The following is a 16,595-nucleotide window of genomic DNA, read 5'->3' as shown; positions in this document are numbered from 1 at the left end:
TTGTTGTTTGGGCTGAATTTTTGTTGATTGACCCGTCAATAAAAAATAATCTTCACCGAAACAATGGGAACAGCATGCCGAAAGTCGGAATGGAGCCACTGCGCCGCAAAGCGCTCATCGACGCGACGATCTCGGCGATCGGCGAGCGCGGCTCGCTTGACGTGACGATGTCGGAGATCGCCGGGCGCGCCGGCGTGTCGTCGGCGCTGGCCCATCACTATTTCGGCGTCAAGGATGAGCTGCTGTTCGCGACGATGCGGCATATCCTGGCCGAACTGACCACAGACATGCGGCGCGCGCTTCAATCCACCGGTTCCCCACGCGAACGCGTCTCGGCGGTCGTGGCCGTCAACTTCTCCGAGATCCAGTTCCGTGCCGAAACGATCGCCGCCTGGCTCGCCTTCTATGTCGAGGCGCAGAAATCGGCTGCGCTGCGCCGGCTGCTCAGGATTTATGCGCGGCGGCTGCATTCGAACCTGATGAGCGGGCTGGCCGGCATCCTGTCCCGAGCCGAGGCCGACCGCGTCGCCGAAGCGACGGCGGCGATGATCGACGGGCTCTATATCAGGCGCGCGCTCAAGGACGGCGTGCCCGATGCCGCGACCGCGATCGCATTGGTCGAGGACTATCTCGAAACGAAACTCAGCGGACGGCAGACGCAGTGACACGCAAGCACCCTAACTTCCTGATCGTCATGGTCGATCAGCTCAACGGAACTTTCTTTCCGGACGGGCCGGCTGACTTCCTGCACGCGCCGCATCTGAAGACGTTGGCCGCCCGCTCGGCGCGCTTCCGCAACAATTACACCGGCTCGCCGCTCTGTGCGCCGGGCCGTGCCTCGTTCATGAGCGGCCAGTTGCCGTCGCGCACCGGAGTCTATGACAACGCCGCCGAGTTCGCCTCGTCGATCCCGACCTTCGCTCATCATCTGCGCGCCGCCGGCTACCATACTTGCCTGTCGGGCAAGATGCACTTCGTCGGGCCGGACCAGTTGCACGGCTTCGAGGAACGGCTGACCACGGACATCTACCCCGCCGATTTCGGTTGGACGCCGGATTATCGTAAGCCCGGCGAGCGCATCGACTGGTGGTATCACAATCTGGGTTCGGTGACCGGGGCCGGCATTGCGGAAACCACCAACCAGATGGAATATGACGACGAGGTCGTGTTCCTCGCCACGCAGAAGCTCTACCAGCTTTCGCGGGAGCAGGATGATGAGGAGCGCCGGCCCTGGTGCCTGACCGTTTCGCTGTCACATCCGCACGACCCCTATGTCGCGCGCAAGCAGTACTGGGATCTCTACGAAAATTGCCAGGCGCTCGACCCGGAAACCAATTTCATTGCGTATGACGAACAGGATACGCATTCGCAGCGGCTGTATGTCGCCAGCGATTATCCGTCGTTCCAGATCACCCCTGAGCAGGTGCGCCGTTCGCGGCGTGGCTATTTCGCCAATATTTCCTATGTCGACGACAAGCTCGGCGAGCTCCTGGACGTCCTCAAGCGAACGCGCATGCTTGACGACACCACCATCCTGTTCTGCTCCGACCATGGCGACATGCTCGGCGAGCGCGGCCTGTGGTTCAAGATGAGCTTCTTCGAGGGCTCGGCGCGGGTGCCGCTGATGATTGCCGGCAGGGGCGTTGCGGCCGGGCTGATCGAAGCGCCGGTTTCCAATCTCGACGTGACGCCGACGCTTTGCGAACTCGCTGGCATCGACATCGATGCCGTCTCGCCATGGACCGATGGCCAATCGCTGCTGCCTCTGATCGACGGTGAGCGGCGCAGCGCGCCTGTGCTGATGGAATATGCGGCTGAGGGTTCATACGCGCCTCTGGTAGCTATCCGCGAGGGCCGATACAAGTTCGTCCATTGCGAGCTCGATGCGCCGCAACTGTTCGATCTCCAATCCGATCCGCTGGAGCGGGAAAACCTCGCGGCCGATCCGGCCAACGAACCGCTGGTCGCGGCGTTCATGGACAAGGTGCGGGCGCGCTGGGACATGGCCGCTTTCGACGCTGCGGTGCGCGAAAGCCAGGCGCGCCGCTGGGTCGTCTATCGGGCGCTGCGCAACGGCGCCTACTACCCCTGGGATTTCCAGCCGCTGCAGAAAGCGTCCGAGCGCTACATGCGCAACCACATGAACCTCGACACTCTCGAGGAGAGCAAGCGGTATCCTCGAGGCGAATGATGACTACGCTTGTCCCCTCACTCGACCACCTGAAGCAAGCCTATGCGGTCACCGCCAAGGCGACGCAGATCACGCCGCTGCTGGAATCGGCGGCGCTCGCCAGGGAAACCGGCGCCGCTCGCGTCTTCGTCAAGGCGGAATCGCTGCAATGGGCGGGATCGTTCAAGGTTCGGGGCGCCTATTGGCGGCTGAAGCGGCTGTCGCCCGACGAAACCAAGAAGGGCGTCGTCGCTTATTCTTCCGGCAATTTTGCGCAAGGACTGGCGGCTGCGGGCCAGGCGCTCGGCATTCCCGTCACCATCGTCATGCCGATCGACGCGCCGGCCGCCAAGCGCGACGCCACAGCAGGCTACGGCGCGCGCGTGGTGCTTACCGATCACGGCGAGCGCGCGCGTGAGGAAGTCGCCGCCGCCAAGGCGCGCGAGATCGCCGAGACCGAAGGGCTGACATTGCTGCATCCCTTCGACGATCCGGAAATCGTGGCCGGCCAGGCAGGTGCCGGGCTGGAGGCGCTGGAGCAGCTTTCTGCCAAGGGCGCGAAGGCGGACGTGCTGTTCTGCTCGGTCGGCGGCGGCGGCCTGATCGGCGGCGTTTCGCTCGCTTTCCACTACCTGTCGCCGGCCACAGAAATCATCGGCGTCGAGCCCGAAGGTTTCAACGGCATGGGCGCCTCGCTGGCGCATGGCAGCATCGAGACCATGCCGCTCGCCCCGAATTCGATCTGTGACGGGCTGATGTCGCGGCGGCCCGGCGACGCGCCGTTCGCGGCGGTCAGAACCGCCGGCGTTCGCGGCATCACTGTCGACGACGCCTTGGTGCGGCGGGCAATGAAAATCGCCTTCGAGCGGATGAAGCTGGTGCTTGAGCCGTCCGGAGCTGCCTCGCTGGCGGCACTGCTCGGCGGCAAGGTGGATGTGGCCGGCAAGACCGTCCTTGTGGTGGCTACCGGCGGCAATGTCTCGCTCGCCGATTTCATCACGCATATGAACGATGGGCGCATATGAACAATGCTTGAAGCGGATTTCGTCATCATCGGCTCCGGCTCCGCCGGCTCGGCCATGGCCTATCGCCTGTCAGAGGATGGCAAGCACTCGGTCATCGTTATCGAATTCGGCGGCTCCGATATCGGGCCGCTGATCCAGATGCCATCGGCGCTGTCGATCCCGCTCAATATGAGCCTCTACGACTGGGGTTTTGCCAGCGAGCCCGAGCCGCATCTCGGCGGCCGCGTGCTGGCGACGCCGCGCGGCAAGGTGATCGGAGGCTCGTCCTCGATCAACGGCATGGTCTATGTGCGCGGCCACGCCCGCGACTTCGACCACTGGGCCGAACAGGGAGCCGCCGGCTGGGGTTTTGCAGACGTGCTTCCCTATTTCAAGCGCATGGAAGATGCGGATGGCGGCGAGGACGGCTGGCGCGGCCATGGCGGGCCGCTGCACGTGCGACGCGGCACGCGGAAAAATCCGCTCTATGGCGCCTTCGTCGAAGCGGGCCGCCAGGCCGGCTTCGAACTGACCGACGACTATAACGGCTCCAGGCAAGAGGGGTTCGGCCCGATGGAGCAGACCATTTTCGGCGGCCGCCGCTGGTCGGCGGCATCAGCCTATCTGAGGCCGGCGCTCAGGCGCAAAAACGTAAGCCTGGTCAAGGGCTTTGCGCGACGGGTGATCATCGAGAATCAACGCGCCATCGGCGTCGAGATCGAAGCTCGCAAACAGATTCAGGTCGTTAAGGCGCGACGTGAGGTGATCGTCGCGGCATCGTCGATCAACTCGCCGAAAATCCTGATGCTGTCGGGAATCGGGCCTGCAGAGCATCTCAGGGAAAACGGCATCGCGGTGGTAGCCGATAGACCCGGCGTCGGCCGCAACCTGCAGGACCATCTGGAACTCTATATCCAGCAGGAATCGACAAAGCCGATCACGCTGAATTCGGTGCTCAATCCGTTCTCCAAGGCGATGATCGGGGCGCAGTGGCTGTTCTTCAAGACCGGCCTTGGCGCCACCAATCATTTCGAGGCGGCTGCCTTCGTGCGCTCGCGCGCCGGCGTCGACTATCCTGATATCCAGTACCACTTCATCCCGGCGGCGGTGCGCTATGACGGCAAGGCGGCGGCGAAGTCGCATGGTTTTCAGGCGCATGTCGGGCCAATGCGCTCGAAGTCGCGCGGCTCGGTGACGCTGCGCTCGCCGGATCCGAATTCGAAACCGGTGATCCACTTCAACTACATGTCGCATCCCGACGACTGGAGCGAGTTCCGCCACTGCATCAGGCTGACGCGCGAGATTTTCGGCCAGAAGGCCTTCGACGGCTTCCGCGGCCAGGAAATTTCGCCCGGCAGCCACGTGCAATCGGACGACGACCTCGACATCTTCATCAGGGATCACGCCGAAAGCGCCTATCATCCCTGCGGCACCTGCCGGATGGGCCGCGCCGACGAGGTCACGAGCGTCGTCGATCCGGAATGCCGCGTGATCGGCGTCGAGGGCCTGCGGGTAGCCGATTCCTCTATCTTCCCGCGCGTCACCAACGGCAACCTCAACGCGCCGTCGATCATGACTGGCGAGAAGGCTTCCGACCACATTCTCGGCCGCACGCCGCTGGCGCCTTCCAACCAGGAACCATGGATCAATCCCCGCTGGCAGGCGTCCGACAGATAGAGCATGATCGTGCAACCGCACGATCGGCATGCCGCTAAGACGATTTGGAGAAGCCCATGCGCGCCCAGCCAACGGCATCGCACTATGTCAACGGACGCTACATAGACGACGAGCAAGGCGCGCCACTGCCGGTCATCTATCCGGCAACCGGCGAGACCATCGCCCTGCTGCGCTCGGCGACGCCGAACGTGCTGGAACTCGCCATCGAGGCTGCGCGTGCCGCGCAACCGGCTTGGGCGCGGCTGAAGCCGGTGGAGCGCGGCCGCATCCTGCGCCGCGCCGCCGACATCTTGCGCGCCCGCAACGCCGATCTTGCCCGCCTCGAGACGCTCGACACCGGTAAGGCGATTCAGGAAACGCTGGTGGCGGATGCGCCATCGGCCGCGGATTGCCTGGAATATTTCGGCGGCGCGGTTGCAGCTTACAATGGCGAGGCTGTCGATCTGGGCGGGCCCTTCGCCTACACGCGGCGTGAGGCGCTCGGAGTTTGCGTCGGCATAGGCGCCTGGAACTACCCGATCCAGATCGCCGGCTGGAAATCCGCGCCCGCGCTCGCCATGGGCAACGCCATGGTGTTCAAACCATCGGAAACCACGCCATTGTCTGCATTGGCACTGGCCGAGATCTACAGCGAGGCAGGCCTGCCCGACGGGCTGTTCAACGTCGTGCAAGGCTATAGGGATGTCGGCGCCAGCCTCGTCGGCCATGATGTCGTAGCCAAGGTGTCGGTGACCGGTTCGGTGCCGACCGGCCGCAAGGTGCTGTCGCTCGCCGGCTCGAAGATGAAGCACGCGACGATGGAACTCGGCGGCAAGTCGCCGCTGATCGTCTTCGACGACGCCGATCTCGAGAATGCCGTCGGCGGCGCCATGCTCGGCAATTTCTATTCGACGGGGCAGATCTGCTCCAACGGCACACGCGTCTTCGTCCAGAAGGGCATCCATGACCGCTTCGTCGACCGGCTCGTCGAGCGAACCAAGAAGATCCGCATCGGCGACCCACTCGATGCCGAAACCCAGATGGGGCCGCTGGTCAGCAAGGCACAGCAGGAGAAGGTCGTCTCCTACATCGCGGCCGGCAAGCAAGAAGGCGCCACGCTCGCCTGCGGCGGCAACGTGCCCTCGCTGCAAGGTTTCGAAGCCGGCTTCTTCGTCGAGCCGACGGTGTTCACCGGCGTGACCGACGGCATGCGCATCGCGCGCGAGGAAATCTTTGGGCCTGTCATGAGCGTGCTGAAATTCGACGGCGAGGACGAGGTGGTCGAGCGCGCCAACGACACCGAGTTCGGCCTCGCGGCCGGCGTCTTCACGCGCGACCTGCCGCGCGCCCACCGCGTCATCGCCGAGCTGCAGGCCGGCACGTGCTGGATCAACGCGTACAATCTGACGCCGGTCGAAATCCCCTTCGGCGGCTTCAAGCAGTCAGGCATCGGGCGAGAAAATTCACTGGCCGCGCTGGCGCATTATTCCCAGCTGAAGGCGGTTTATGTCGAGACCGGGGATGTGGCCAGCCCGTATTGAGCAAAATGTCGTCGGGACAGCGCCTCTTTCTCAGCCGCCCTTCTCCGCCGTCCCATCCAGATACTGTGTCAGCGCGCAGACGAGATGGTAGAAAATGCTGGCCGGCACATCAGATGCCCGCGAGCGGCCGCGCTCGTCGACGCGGTCGATCCACAGACCCAGCGGCGCCGGGTCGATGTGCCAGCGGAACAGCCGGCCTACGCGTTCCTCGATCTCCGGCTTGAGATCGGGTCCGCCAGAACCGTCCAACGCAATCGCCGCCTTGACCGCTTCGGCCTGTGGCCAACTACGCGAGACCAGGTCCAGCGGCAGACCCTGCCGGGAGACGGCGCCATAGGCAAGGCCTGTGGCGCGGTTGAGGCCATTGGCGATGGCCGAGGCATAGAGTTTCCTGGCGAAGCCACTCAGTTCGGCCTGGCCGCTAAGAGCGGCGAAATCGACAAGCAGCGCGGCCCATTCGAAATGATGGCCGGGCTCGGTCCAGGTACCCTTCTCGCCCGCCACGGGCCTCCAGCCGGCGTCGAAATATTCACCCAGCGTCCAGCTTTCGGGATCGAAGAAGTGGTTGCGGAACAGGTCGATGATGCGTGCCGCGCGGCGCAGATAAGCGCGCTCGCCTGTCGCTTCGTGCCAGGCGAGGAAGGCTTCCAGAAAATGCATATGCGGATTGGAGCGCCGCTCGCCCTGCCCGTCCGAGGTTTCGAGAAAGCCGGTCATGCGGCTATCCTCGAGATGGGCATCGAGGAAGGCGAAGGTCTCCTCGCCGAGCCGCAGCGCATCCGGATGGCCCGACATGTGGGCATGTGCCAGCGCCAGAAGCACGCAGGAATGATCGTAGGCGTCCTCGACCGGGTCGGCGACCGAACCGTCGATGTCGAGGGTGCCCACCCAGCCGCCCCTTGCCGTTCGGCCGCTTCCGGCCATGAAGTCGATGCCGTGGGCGATGAGCCGGTCGGCCGGGCCGTCCCAGCCGCGTTGCTTGGCGACCGCAAAGGCGTAGACTTGGCGGGCCTGCGTGCGCATGCGCTTGGGTTTCATCAGCGGCGTGGCGTCGAAGCCAAGCGCCTCGTGGAAGCCGCCATAGCGTTCGTCGACGCCTGATGTCGACCACAGCGGAAGCGTCTCCTGAAACAGCCAGTGGTGGACGCGACGGCGCCAGGCGCCGCTTTCGATGACCCGGTCGTGGGCAGGCGTGAAACGGGTTTCCAGCCGGCCGGATTTTTCGAGCTGCTCGACGATCTTCTTGACGTGCTGGCTATGGCTGACCGGGGCGACGAAGGTAGCGTCCGATGTCGAGACGATGGCGACATCTCTCATGCCGATGGCCGACAGCAGCCGGCCATCGCTGCGAATGTAGGAATTCTCGCAATCGATGGCGACGACGTCGCCGGCGATGACATTGCCCTGGCCATCGGCAGGCCCGACCTCGAGCAGCGATTGCCAGGAGCCGAGATCGTTCCAGCGAAAGCTGGCCGGCACCATGGCGATGTCCTTTGCCCGCTCCATGATGGCATAGTCGATCGAGACCGAAGGAATGGCGCCGTAGAGGTCCAGCGGCATGTAGAAGCCGGAAAGGTCCGATATCGCAGCCTTGTAGGCAGCTTCGGTCGCCTGCCAGATCTTCGGCTCGAAAGCTGCGAAGGCATCGCGCATGGCGCCGGCGCGAAACAGGAAGATGCCGGTGTTCCAGTGGAAATTGCCGGCTTCGAGATAGGCCTGGGCGGTGGCAAGGTCCGGCTTTTCGACGAAGCGCGAGACATCGAACACGCCTGCTCTTTGGGCGGCGACTTCGATGTAGCCATAGCCGGTCTCCGGCTGTGTCGGCTTGAGGCCGAACACCACCAGCCGCCCGGCGCTGGCAGCGGCGGTGCCCGCCTCGACGCTCTGCCAGAATTGCCGCGCGGTCGAAATCTCGTGATCGGACGGCACCACCAGCACCAGTTCGTCACCGAATTCGGCGAGCGTGCGCAGGCTTGCCAGCGCCACCGCCGCGGCGGTGTTGCGGCCGGTAGGTTCGAACAGCGGCCCACCGCCGGCAAGGTTTATGCCGGCGAGATCGGCATGGACGCGCTCGGCATGGCGTTCGGAAGCGATCATGAAGATGGGCGTATCGCCGCTGGGCCGTGACGCCAGCCGGCGCAAGGTCTTTGCCAGCATCGAGCCGTCGCCCGAAAGGTCGTGGAACTGCTTGGGATTGTCCTCGCGCGACAGCGGCCAGAGCCGCGAGCCGACGCCGCCGCTCATGACGAAACTGACGATGCGCTGGCTCATGATGCCCTTGTCAAAAGATCTGGTTGTAGGCGCCGACTTCCGGACTACGGCGCAGCACCGCGTCGAACGTCTGCCGGCGCCGCTGCGACGATACCGGGCTCTCCACCACCACGACAAGCTCCGGCAATCCGAAACTGTTGGGCCGTGCTTCGCCAACGATCCTGAGGGTCAAGACTGGAAATCTCCGGGCGGCTGGAAACACAAATCGCGCAAACGTTTGCCGAGGAGTGCCCTACCACGGAAGCCTTTAAGCGGCGTTTATTCGAGGCGCTGAAACAGGCTCGCGAAGAAAGCTGGCGAAATGCGACAGAAGTGCTGCCATTGACGCTTGCAGGAACCAGATGCGGCGGCTATAAGCCCGCGTCTGGTCACGGAGTGTAGCGCAGCCTGGTAGCGCACCTCGTTCGGGACGAGGGGGTCGCAGGTTCAAATCCTGCCACTCCGACCAGAAAAACAAAGCGATACGCGTGTTTGTTGTTCCCGCTGCAGCGGCTCGATGTTTGATCGTCGCCTGCTCCAATTCATCGCTTTACGCAATTCCGGACGGAAAAAACCGCTGCGCAGTTTTCCTGGAATTGCTTTAGCTGACGCGTTCTATGAGTTCGATTGCCGCTTTTGTGACGTCGGCAGCGTCAAGCCGTTGAACGCAATAAACGCCCCCTGCATTGCCCGCCTTGCAGAGGCCCGGCGCTATGCACTTGCATGGCATCGGAGGCTGTAACGTACGGCTGGGAACCCCAAGGGGCCCCCAGATGTCGGGTTGGGTCAGACCGAACAGGCCAACGACGGGCGTTTTCATGGCCGCGGCCAGGTGCATGGGTCCGCTCTCGTTGCCAAGGAAGATCAGGGCCTCGCCCAGCAGGGGCAAAAGGGTGGTCAGGGGTGCCTGGCCAACGAGATTCACGATCGGCGATGTTGCCGCATCCAACACCTTGCCTGCGATACCTGCCTCGTCCGGACCGCCAACGATGACCGCCCGGAGACCCTTTCGACGGTAAATCTCTCCCAGGACCGAAGCGAAACGATCCGGCTGCCAGCAACGGCCTGGGAAACTGGCGCCGGCATGGACGGCGACAAACGACTTCGTTTCCAGTTCGTGTCGGGCAAGCAGCTGCTTTGCCTGGCGCGAACCGGATTCGGTTGGCTTGAGGGACGGAATAGGATCGGTCACAGGAATGCCAAGGGCAAACAGCGGCGAAAGGTACCGATGCAGATAATGCTCACCGCCATGGCCGTATGTGGCGGCAAAGATGTTGGCGCTTTGGCGCTCCCAGAATTTCAGGGGCTGCTCCGATGGAACATAGCCTACGCGAAAAGGCGCCTTGACGAAGCGCATCACAAGCCGTGATGTCTTGGAGTCGGACAGATCGATGATAAGATCATACTCCGACTTCCTCAGATCGTGCAGGAGCCTGGACATTCCGGACATGCGCTCGAAAGGGGAGCCGCGCATTTTGCCGCGATCGAGCGAAACCACGCTGTCGGCGATGCCTTGCTCCAGAACGAATTTCGCCAGCGCCGCCTGGCATAGCATGGTGATCGTCGCGTTCGGAAACTCTGCCCGCAGATGCCTGACCAGAACCGAGGTTAGAACGACATCCCCGATAAACTTCGTCTGATTTATGAGTATTGATTGTACGTTGCCAGCCTTCGGCAGCGCCTTTGCCGGCTCTTTTGAATTCTTGATCCAACTTTTCATGGAATGACTATTCCATTTCAGCCAAAAAGAATCCAAAATTTTCGACAAACGATCGATGTAGGCAATAGCCGCGCAATGACAAGCTCGTTCTGTCCGCTGATATAGGATATCGCCTCAGCCATCAACCAACCAGGAATATTTGTCAACGCAGATGGGGCTCGCAGGCTCTCTTTCAAGGGTTCCGCCGAGGTCGAACTCGTGTCCGTCGTGAATGTGAATGACCCCGGTTCGTTTCGGCGTACGCACGCATGCGGACATATCGGAGGGTGGCCATGGTCGCTTACGCTGGAGTAAGGTCGTGGACATGAAATTGCATTCGACCCCCAGCAGGCCGTTCATCCCCGTGCTCCTCCTCGCCCTTGTCGGAGGCTGCGCGTCGACCAGCGGATCGATCGATCCGGCGAATTACGACAAGATGACATGCGCCGAACTGAACAGCGCCATAGGCGAAGCCGCCAAAGGCATCTCGCAGACAGCCATCACGCGGGGCAAGGTCGCCAGCACCAGTGTTCCGAGATGGCTGCTGGGCGGCTCAAGCGTCAAGGCCGCCGTCGCCAATCGCGAAACGACCAGGATCGATCGGCTGAAGCAGCAGCAAGCGGCCATGGCCGCCGCCAGGGCGCGCAAATGCCCAGGGCTGGCGAATTGAGCTGAGGCGCCGCTGCCGGGCTCGCCTCACGCACTCAAACGAAACCGCGTGACATCGATTGCGGCGCTCATCAGCGTCTGCGTGTAGCCGGCCTGCGGATTGCTGAAAATGTCTTCCGTCGGCCCTTCCTCGACGATCTTGCCCTGCTTCATGACGATGATGTAGTCGGCCATGGCGCGCACCACGGCGAGATCGTGGCTGATGAACAGATAGGACAGCTCATGATCGGCCTGCAGCTTGCGCAGCAGTTCGACAATCTGTTTCTGCACCGAACGGTCGAGCGCCGAGGTCGGCTCGTCCAGCACCACCAGCTTGGGTTTGAGGATCATGGCGCGGGCAATTGCGATGCGCTGACGCTGGCCGCCTGAGAATTCGTGCGGATAGCGATTGCGCGAGTTGGGATCGAGGCCAACTTCGCGCAGCGCCTCGACGGCGCGCTGGTCGCGCTGCTTGCCCGAGAGGTTCGGTTCATGCACCAGCAGCCCTTCGGTAATGACCTGGCCGATGGTCATGCGTGGCGATAGCGAACCGAACGGATCCTGGAAGACCAGCTGCAATTGGCGCCGCAGCGGCCGCATCGTCTGGCGGTCGGCGGTCGAGATATCGCGGTCGCCGAAGCGGATCACGCCATCGCTCGGCAACAGCCGCAGCAAAGCGCGGCCAAGCGTCGATTTTCCAGAGCCTGATTCGCCGACGATGCCGATCGTCTGATTGCGCCTCAGCCTGATCGAGATGCGGTCGACGGCGCGCAGCATCAGCGGTTCGCCGGCCAGAAAGCCGCCGCCGATGCGGAAGGTGACCTCGACGTTTCTGCCTTCGAGCAGGACGGGCGCATTGGCCGGCGGCGGCGCCTTGGTCCCGGTCGGCTCGGCCGCCAGAAGCATCTTGGTGTAGGCATGCTGAGGACTGGCGAAGATGGCTTGCGCGTCCCCCTCCTCCACCACCTCACCGGAGCGCATGACATAGACCCGGTCGGCAAAGCGCCGGACGATGCCGAGATCGTGTGTGATGAAGACGATCGCCATGCCGAGCTTGCGCTGCAGCTCAGCCAGAAGCATGAGGATCTGCGCCTGGATGGTGACGTCGAGCGCAGTCGTCGGTTCGTCGGCAATCAGGATGTCGGGATCGTTTGCCAACGCCATGGCGATCATGACGCGCTGGCGCTGGCCACCCGACATTTCGTGCGGATAGGATTTCATGCGCCGTTCGGGATCGGGAATATGCACCAGCCTGAGCAGGTTGAGCGCCTCCTCGCGCGCTTGCGCCGCATTCAAGCCCCGGTGCCGGCGGATCGGTTCGATCAGCTGGTTGCCGATCGAATAGAGCGGATCGAGCGAGGTCATCGGCTCCTGGAAGATCATGCTGATCTTGCGGCCGCGGACCTTGTTCAGCTCGGATTTGCTTAGCGTCAGAAGATTGCGGCCGCGATAATCGACGCTGCCGGTGGCTTCTCCATTGGAGGCCAGCAGGCTCATCGCCGCCATCATCGTCTGGCTTTTGCCTGAGCCGGATTCGCCGACCACGGCGACGGTTTCGCCCGCCTTGACGTGGATGTTGATGCCTTTCACCGCCTCGACCGCGCCGTCGAGGGTGCGGAAGCGCACGCGAAGATCTTTTACGCTGAGGATGGTCTCTGCTGCGTCCATCTTAGCGGTCCTTGGGGTCGAGCGCATCGCGCAGGCCGTCGCCGACGAAGTTCAGGGCGAACAAGGTGGAGACCAGGAAGAAGGCAGGGAACAGAAGCAGCCAGTTTGCAGTGCCGATGTTCTTGGCGCCGACCGAGATCAGCACGCCCCAGCTGGTCATCGGCTCCTGAATGCCGAGCCCGAGGAACGACAGAAAACTCTCCAGGATAATGACCTGCGGCACCAGCAGCGTCATGTAGATCACCACCGGCCCGAGCAGGTTGGGAATGACGTGGCGCAAAAGGATGCCGCGCTGGCCGACGCCCATGGCCTCTGCCGCCTGGACATATTCCTGGCGGCGGATGGACAGCGCCTGGCCGCGCACGATGCGGGCCATGTCGAGCCACAGCACGGCGCCGACCGCCAGGAACATCAGCACGAAGTTGCGGCCGAAGAACACCACCAGCATGATGACGAAGAAGATGAAGGGCAGCGAATAAAGCACGTCGACGATGCGCATCATCACCTCGTCTACCCTGCCTCCGGCAAAGCCGGCAGTGGCGCCATAGAGCACGCCGATGGCCACGGCCACGACGCCGGCGAGCAGACCGATGGCCAGCGAGACACGCCCGGCCATCAGCGTCCGCGACAACAGATCACGGCCGGTGTTGTCGGTGCCGAAAAGAAAATATTGCTGCTTGACCGAGGCGCTCATCGTCGCTTCGAGGCCGTCAGGCGACTTGCTTTCGATCCTGGTGTCGTCGAAGGCGTCGGACCGGTCGAGATAGCGGATGTTGCGGTCGTCGATCGCCTTGCTGGAGGTGACGGTGACGAAGACGCGATTGCCGTCCTGGCGCCAGTCCTTGATGTCGACACGCATGCGCTTGATCGCCTCATTAAGCGCGGTCTCGATCATGTCCGCCTTCGGATAGGCCGACAGGCTCGGCGGCGTACGCACATAATCACCATAGATGGTGGTGTATTGGTGCGGCACGAACCAGGGCCCGAACACGCTGATCACGGCGATCAGGATCAGATAGTAGAGGCTGAACATGGCAGCGCGGTTGGCCTTGAGGCGCGCCCAGGCATCGCCCCACAGCGAACGGCCGACGACCGGTGCGGCGATCGCGATATCAGTCATAGCGCACCCTCGGATCGACGACGGCATACATGACGTCGACGATCAGGTTGAAGACGATGGTGAAGATGGCGATGACCACCACCGTCCCCATCACCAGCGTGTAGTCGCGGTTGAGCGCGGCATCGACGAAGTAGCGCCCGACGCCGGGAATGGAGAAGATCGTCTCGACGATGATCGAGCCGGTGAGCAGGGCGGCGGCAGCCGGACCGGTGAAGGAGACGATCGGCAGGACGGCGCCGCGCAGCGCGTGCTTGACCACCACCGACCAGTCGGACAGGCCGAGCGCGCGCGCCGTGCGGATGTGATGCGAGCGCAGCGATTCGATCATCGAGCCGCGCATCAGGCGGGCGACGATGGCGATCTGCGGCAGCGCAAGCGTCAGCACGGGACCGATCTTGTTGATAAGCGCGCCATCGCCCCAGCCGCCGATCGGCAACAGCTTCCAGGTCAATCCGAACACGAGCTGGATAATCGGCGCGATGACGAAGGTCGGGATGGTGCTGCCCGCGGTTGCCAGCGCAATCACCGTGTAGTCGCCAAGTTTGTTCTGGTTGAGCGCCGCAATGGTACCGAGCACGCTGCCGAGCAGCAGCGCCAAGATCAGCGCGGAGGCGCCGAGCTGAATGGAAATAGGCAAGCCCTTCGCGAAAAGCTCGGTGACGGTAAAGTCCGGCATATTGTAGCTCGGGCCGAAATTGCCGCGCAGGAGATTGCCGAGATAGTGGACATATTGCAGCCAGAGCGGGTCGGCGAGCCCGAACTGGGCTTCAAGATTGGCCCTGATCTCGGGGCTCAGGCCCCGCTCTTGGTTGAACGGGCCGCCCGGTGCGACGCGCATCAGGAAGAACGCCAAGGTCACGATGACGAATAGCGTTGGAATGGCGGTCAGAAGCCGCCTGAAAATGTAGCGTAGCATCGGCGGTGCCCTGCTTCGGCCAGGGTGACGGGCATCCAACCGGACGCCCGCAGCGCTCTGGCACCTCTCATCTTCGCACCATGGCCTGGGAAAATCGATTTCGACTTTCGGGCCCCATGCGACGACAGCTCGAACCGCCGTCCTGAACGGGCGGCGGGTCGATCAAGGTTTTCAATCCTTGGAGATGAAGCGGGACGGATGCACGTCCATGACGTTGTCGACGAAGCCGTGCAGCTTCGGGGAAACGATATCGTGGTAGCTATAGTAGAGAAGCGGGATCTGGCCGACGTCGTCGACGAGGATACGCTCGGCGGCGGCGAGTTCCTTCATGCGCTCTTCCGGCTTGCCGCCGGCGGCGGCCGCCTTGTCCATGGCCGCCTCATATTGCGGGCTGTCATAGACCGAATAGTTGTTGCCGCTGGCCTTGCGCGAGATGCCCAGGAAGGTTTCGGGATCCTTGTAGTCGGCAATCCAGGCGGCGCGCGCAACGTCATAGTCACCCCTCTGCTCGAGGAAGGAGTAGTGGGTCTTGGTGTCGGTGTTGAGCAGCGTGACGTCGACGCCGAGCGGCTTCAGCTGTTCCTGGATGGCGACCGCGGTATTCTTGTGGTTCTCCGAGGTGTTGTATCGGATCTCCATCTTCAGCGGATGCTCCGGCGTGTAACCGAGTTTCTCGAGTATCTTCTTGGCTGCGTCCTCGCGGTCGATCTGCGACATGTCGGCATATTTGGCCATCGCCGGCGTGTAGCCCTCGATGCCCGGAGGGACCATCGAATAGCCTGGCAGCATTGAATTCTGCCAGACCTTTTCGGCAATGAAATCGCGGTCGATGGCCATCGAGATGGCATTGCGCAGCTCGACATTGTCCCAGGGCTTCTTGTCGGTCTTGATCGCGTAGTAATAGGTGCCGAGATACGGCCCCACCTTGATCTGATCACCGAACTTGGCCTTGAGGTCGGCGAGCTGCTCGGTCGGTAGATCGTCGTAGCTGTCGAGTTCGCCGGCCTCGAAGCGCTTCATCGCCGAGGAGCGATCCTCTGTCGGGATGTAGTTGACGACGTCGATCTTGACGCTTCCGGCATCCCAGAATTTCGGATTCTTGACCAGTTTCATATGATCGTTGGGAACCCACTCGGCCAGCGTATAGGCGCCGTTGGAAACGAGATTGCCCGGCTTGATCCAGTCGGCGCCGAGCTTGTCCATGGACGCCTTGTTGACCGGATAGGTCGCCTGGTGGGTCAGCATTTCGAGGAAATATGGCGTCGGCGCCTTCAGCGTCACTTCAAGGGTGGTCGCGTCGATGGCCTTGACGCCCATGTCCTCGGGCTTGCCCTTCTTGGTGTTGACTTCCTCGGCGTTCTTGACGGGATAGAGCATCGAGGCATATTCGGCGGCCGTCGCCGGGTCTTCGAGGCGGCGGAAAGCGAAGACGAAGTCTTCGGCCGTCACCGGGCTGCCGTCGGACCACTGGCCGTCCTTCCTGAGCTTGAAGGTGTAAACGGTACCGTCATCCGACACCGTCCAGCTCTCGGCGGCGCCGGGGATGACGTTGGCCTTCTCGTCCTGCATCACCAGACCTTGGAACAGGTCGCGCAAGACGTTGGCTTCATAAACCGTCGAGGTCTTATGCGGATCAACCGACTCGGATTCGGCAGCAGTGCCTCTGTTGTAGACGACCTCGGCAAAGGCCGGCGTGTAGAATGTTCCGGCGGCCAGCGCCATGGTTGTGGCGAATGCCGTCGCCTTCAGCATGTTTTTCAGCATGAAGTTTCTCCCTGTCGGCGCTGCCAACGGCGCGCCTTTGTGTGTTGACGCCCCGGGACCGATGTCTGGCCCCTTTGAGCGCGCCGCCGGTTCCCTCCGTCGGCTGGTGGCAGGAGACTAGACAGGCGGCAAGCTCTTTTCAACCGAGTACTGATTGAC

13 protein-coding genes and 1 tRNA gene are annotated in these 16,595 nt (G+C 62.8%); 7 read left to right on the top strand and 7 right to left on the bottom strand.

Annotated features, from left to right (window positions below):
• Window positions 1–74: 74 nt before the first annotated feature.
• The 5 genes from betI to betB are packed head-to-tail and all read left to right on the top strand — an operon-like array spanning window position 75 to window position 6,371.
• Complete coding sequence (betI, locus tag FJ959_RS07800; protein WP_140494780.1) at window positions 75–665, top strand: transcriptional regulator BetI; 591 nt, start codon at window positions 75–77, stop codon at window positions 663–665.
• Window positions 662–2,191, top strand: coding sequence for a choline-sulfatase (gene betC / locus FJ959_RS07795; RefSeq protein ID WP_140629372.1), 1,530 nt, complete (start codon window positions 662–664; stop codon window positions 2,189–2,191). The genes betI and betC overlap by 4 nt, the downstream gene beginning before the upstream one ends.
• Complete coding sequence (locus tag FJ959_RS07790) at window positions 2,188–3,195, top strand: threonine/serine dehydratase (RefSeq protein WP_140624497.1); 1,008 nt, start codon at window positions 2,188–2,190, stop codon at window positions 3,193–3,195. Before betC ends, FJ959_RS07790 begins: the two co-directional genes overlap by 4 nt.
• A gap of 3 nt (window positions 3,196–3,198) precedes the next feature.
• A complete protein-coding gene (betA, locus tag FJ959_RS07785) occupies window positions 3,199–4,851 on the top strand; it encodes a choline dehydrogenase (RefSeq protein WP_140494786.1) in 1,653 nt (550 codons plus the stop codon).
• A gap of 56 nt (window positions 4,852–4,907) precedes the next feature.
• Window positions 4,908–6,371, top strand: coding sequence for a betaine-aldehyde dehydrogenase (gene betB, locus FJ959_RS07780; RefSeq protein WP_140629370.1), 1,464 nt, complete (start codon window positions 4,908–4,910; stop codon window positions 6,369–6,371).
• 30 nt (window positions 6,372–6,401) lie between these two features.
• Here betB and FJ959_RS07775 read toward each other — a convergent pair whose 3' ends face one another.
• Entirely contained in the window at window positions 6,402–8,642 is a 2,241-nt protein-coding gene (locus tag FJ959_RS07775) for an AGE family epimerase/isomerase (RefSeq protein WP_140629368.1), read from the bottom strand.
• 10 nt (window positions 8,643–8,652) lie between these two features.
• On the bottom strand, window positions 8,653–8,814 hold the full coding sequence (locus FJ959_RS31590; RefSeq protein ID WP_181167211.1) for a hypothetical protein: 162 nt from the start codon (window positions 8,812–8,814) through the stop codon (window positions 8,653–8,655).
• A 199-nt stretch (window positions 8,815–9,013) separates the two neighbouring features.
• On the opposite strand from FJ959_RS31590, the gene FJ959_RS07770 reads away from it, so the two are divergent.
• Window positions 9,014–9,090, top strand: a tRNA-Pro gene (locus tag FJ959_RS07770).
• 132 nt (window positions 9,091–9,222) lie between these two features.
• On the opposite strand, the gene FJ959_RS07765 is transcribed toward FJ959_RS07770, so the two are convergent.
• Complete coding sequence (locus FJ959_RS07765; RefSeq protein WP_140514929.1) at window positions 9,223–10,341, bottom strand: glycosyltransferase family 9 protein; 1,119 nt, start codon at window positions 10,339–10,341, stop codon at window positions 9,223–9,225.
• 304 nt (window positions 10,342–10,645) lie between these two features.
• Between FJ959_RS07765 and FJ959_RS07760 the strand changes: the two genes are divergently transcribed.
• Complete coding sequence (locus tag FJ959_RS07760; RefSeq protein ID WP_140514927.1) at window positions 10,646–10,990, top strand: hypothetical protein; 345 nt, start codon at window positions 10,646–10,648, stop codon at window positions 10,988–10,990.
• A gap of 26 nt (window positions 10,991–11,016) precedes the next feature.
• Here the strand turns inward: FJ959_RS07760 and FJ959_RS07755 are convergent, their stop codons facing one another.
• From FJ959_RS07755 to FJ959_RS07740, 4 genes are all read right to left on the bottom strand, one after another.
• Window positions 11,017–12,636: an ABC transporter ATP-binding protein gene (locus FJ959_RS07755; RefSeq protein ID WP_140514926.1), complete on the bottom strand. Its 1,620-nt coding sequence runs from the start codon at window positions 12,634–12,636 to the stop codon at window positions 11,017–11,019.
• Between the two features lies 1 nt (window position 12,637).
• Window positions 12,638–13,756, bottom strand: a complete 1,119-nt coding sequence (locus FJ959_RS07750) for an ABC transporter permease subunit (RefSeq protein WP_140494797.1) — start codon at window positions 13,754–13,756, stop codon at window positions 12,638–12,640.
• Window positions 13,749–14,672 carry an ABC transporter permease subunit gene (locus FJ959_RS07745; RefSeq protein ID WP_140494801.1) on the bottom strand — a complete coding sequence of 308 codons (924 nt, stop codon included), beginning with the start codon at window positions 14,670–14,672 and terminating at the stop codon, window positions 13,749–13,751. The genes FJ959_RS07750 and FJ959_RS07745 overlap by 8 nt, the downstream gene beginning before the upstream one ends.
• Before the next feature lie 171 nt (window positions 14,673–14,843).
• Complete coding sequence (locus FJ959_RS07740) at window positions 14,844–16,436, bottom strand: peptide ABC transporter substrate-binding protein (RefSeq protein ID WP_140514924.1); 1,593 nt, start codon at window positions 16,434–16,436, stop codon at window positions 14,844–14,846.
• Window positions 16,437–16,595 lie beyond the last annotated feature (159 nt).

Source organism: Mesorhizobium sp. B2-2-4 (assembly GCF_006442375.1).
Taxonomy (GTDB): domain Bacteria; phylum Pseudomonadota; class Alphaproteobacteria; order Rhizobiales; family Rhizobiaceae; genus Mesorhizobium.
The sequence above is the reverse complement of the archived record's forward strand: the minus strand, read 5'-3'. Positions and strand labels throughout refer to the sequence as shown.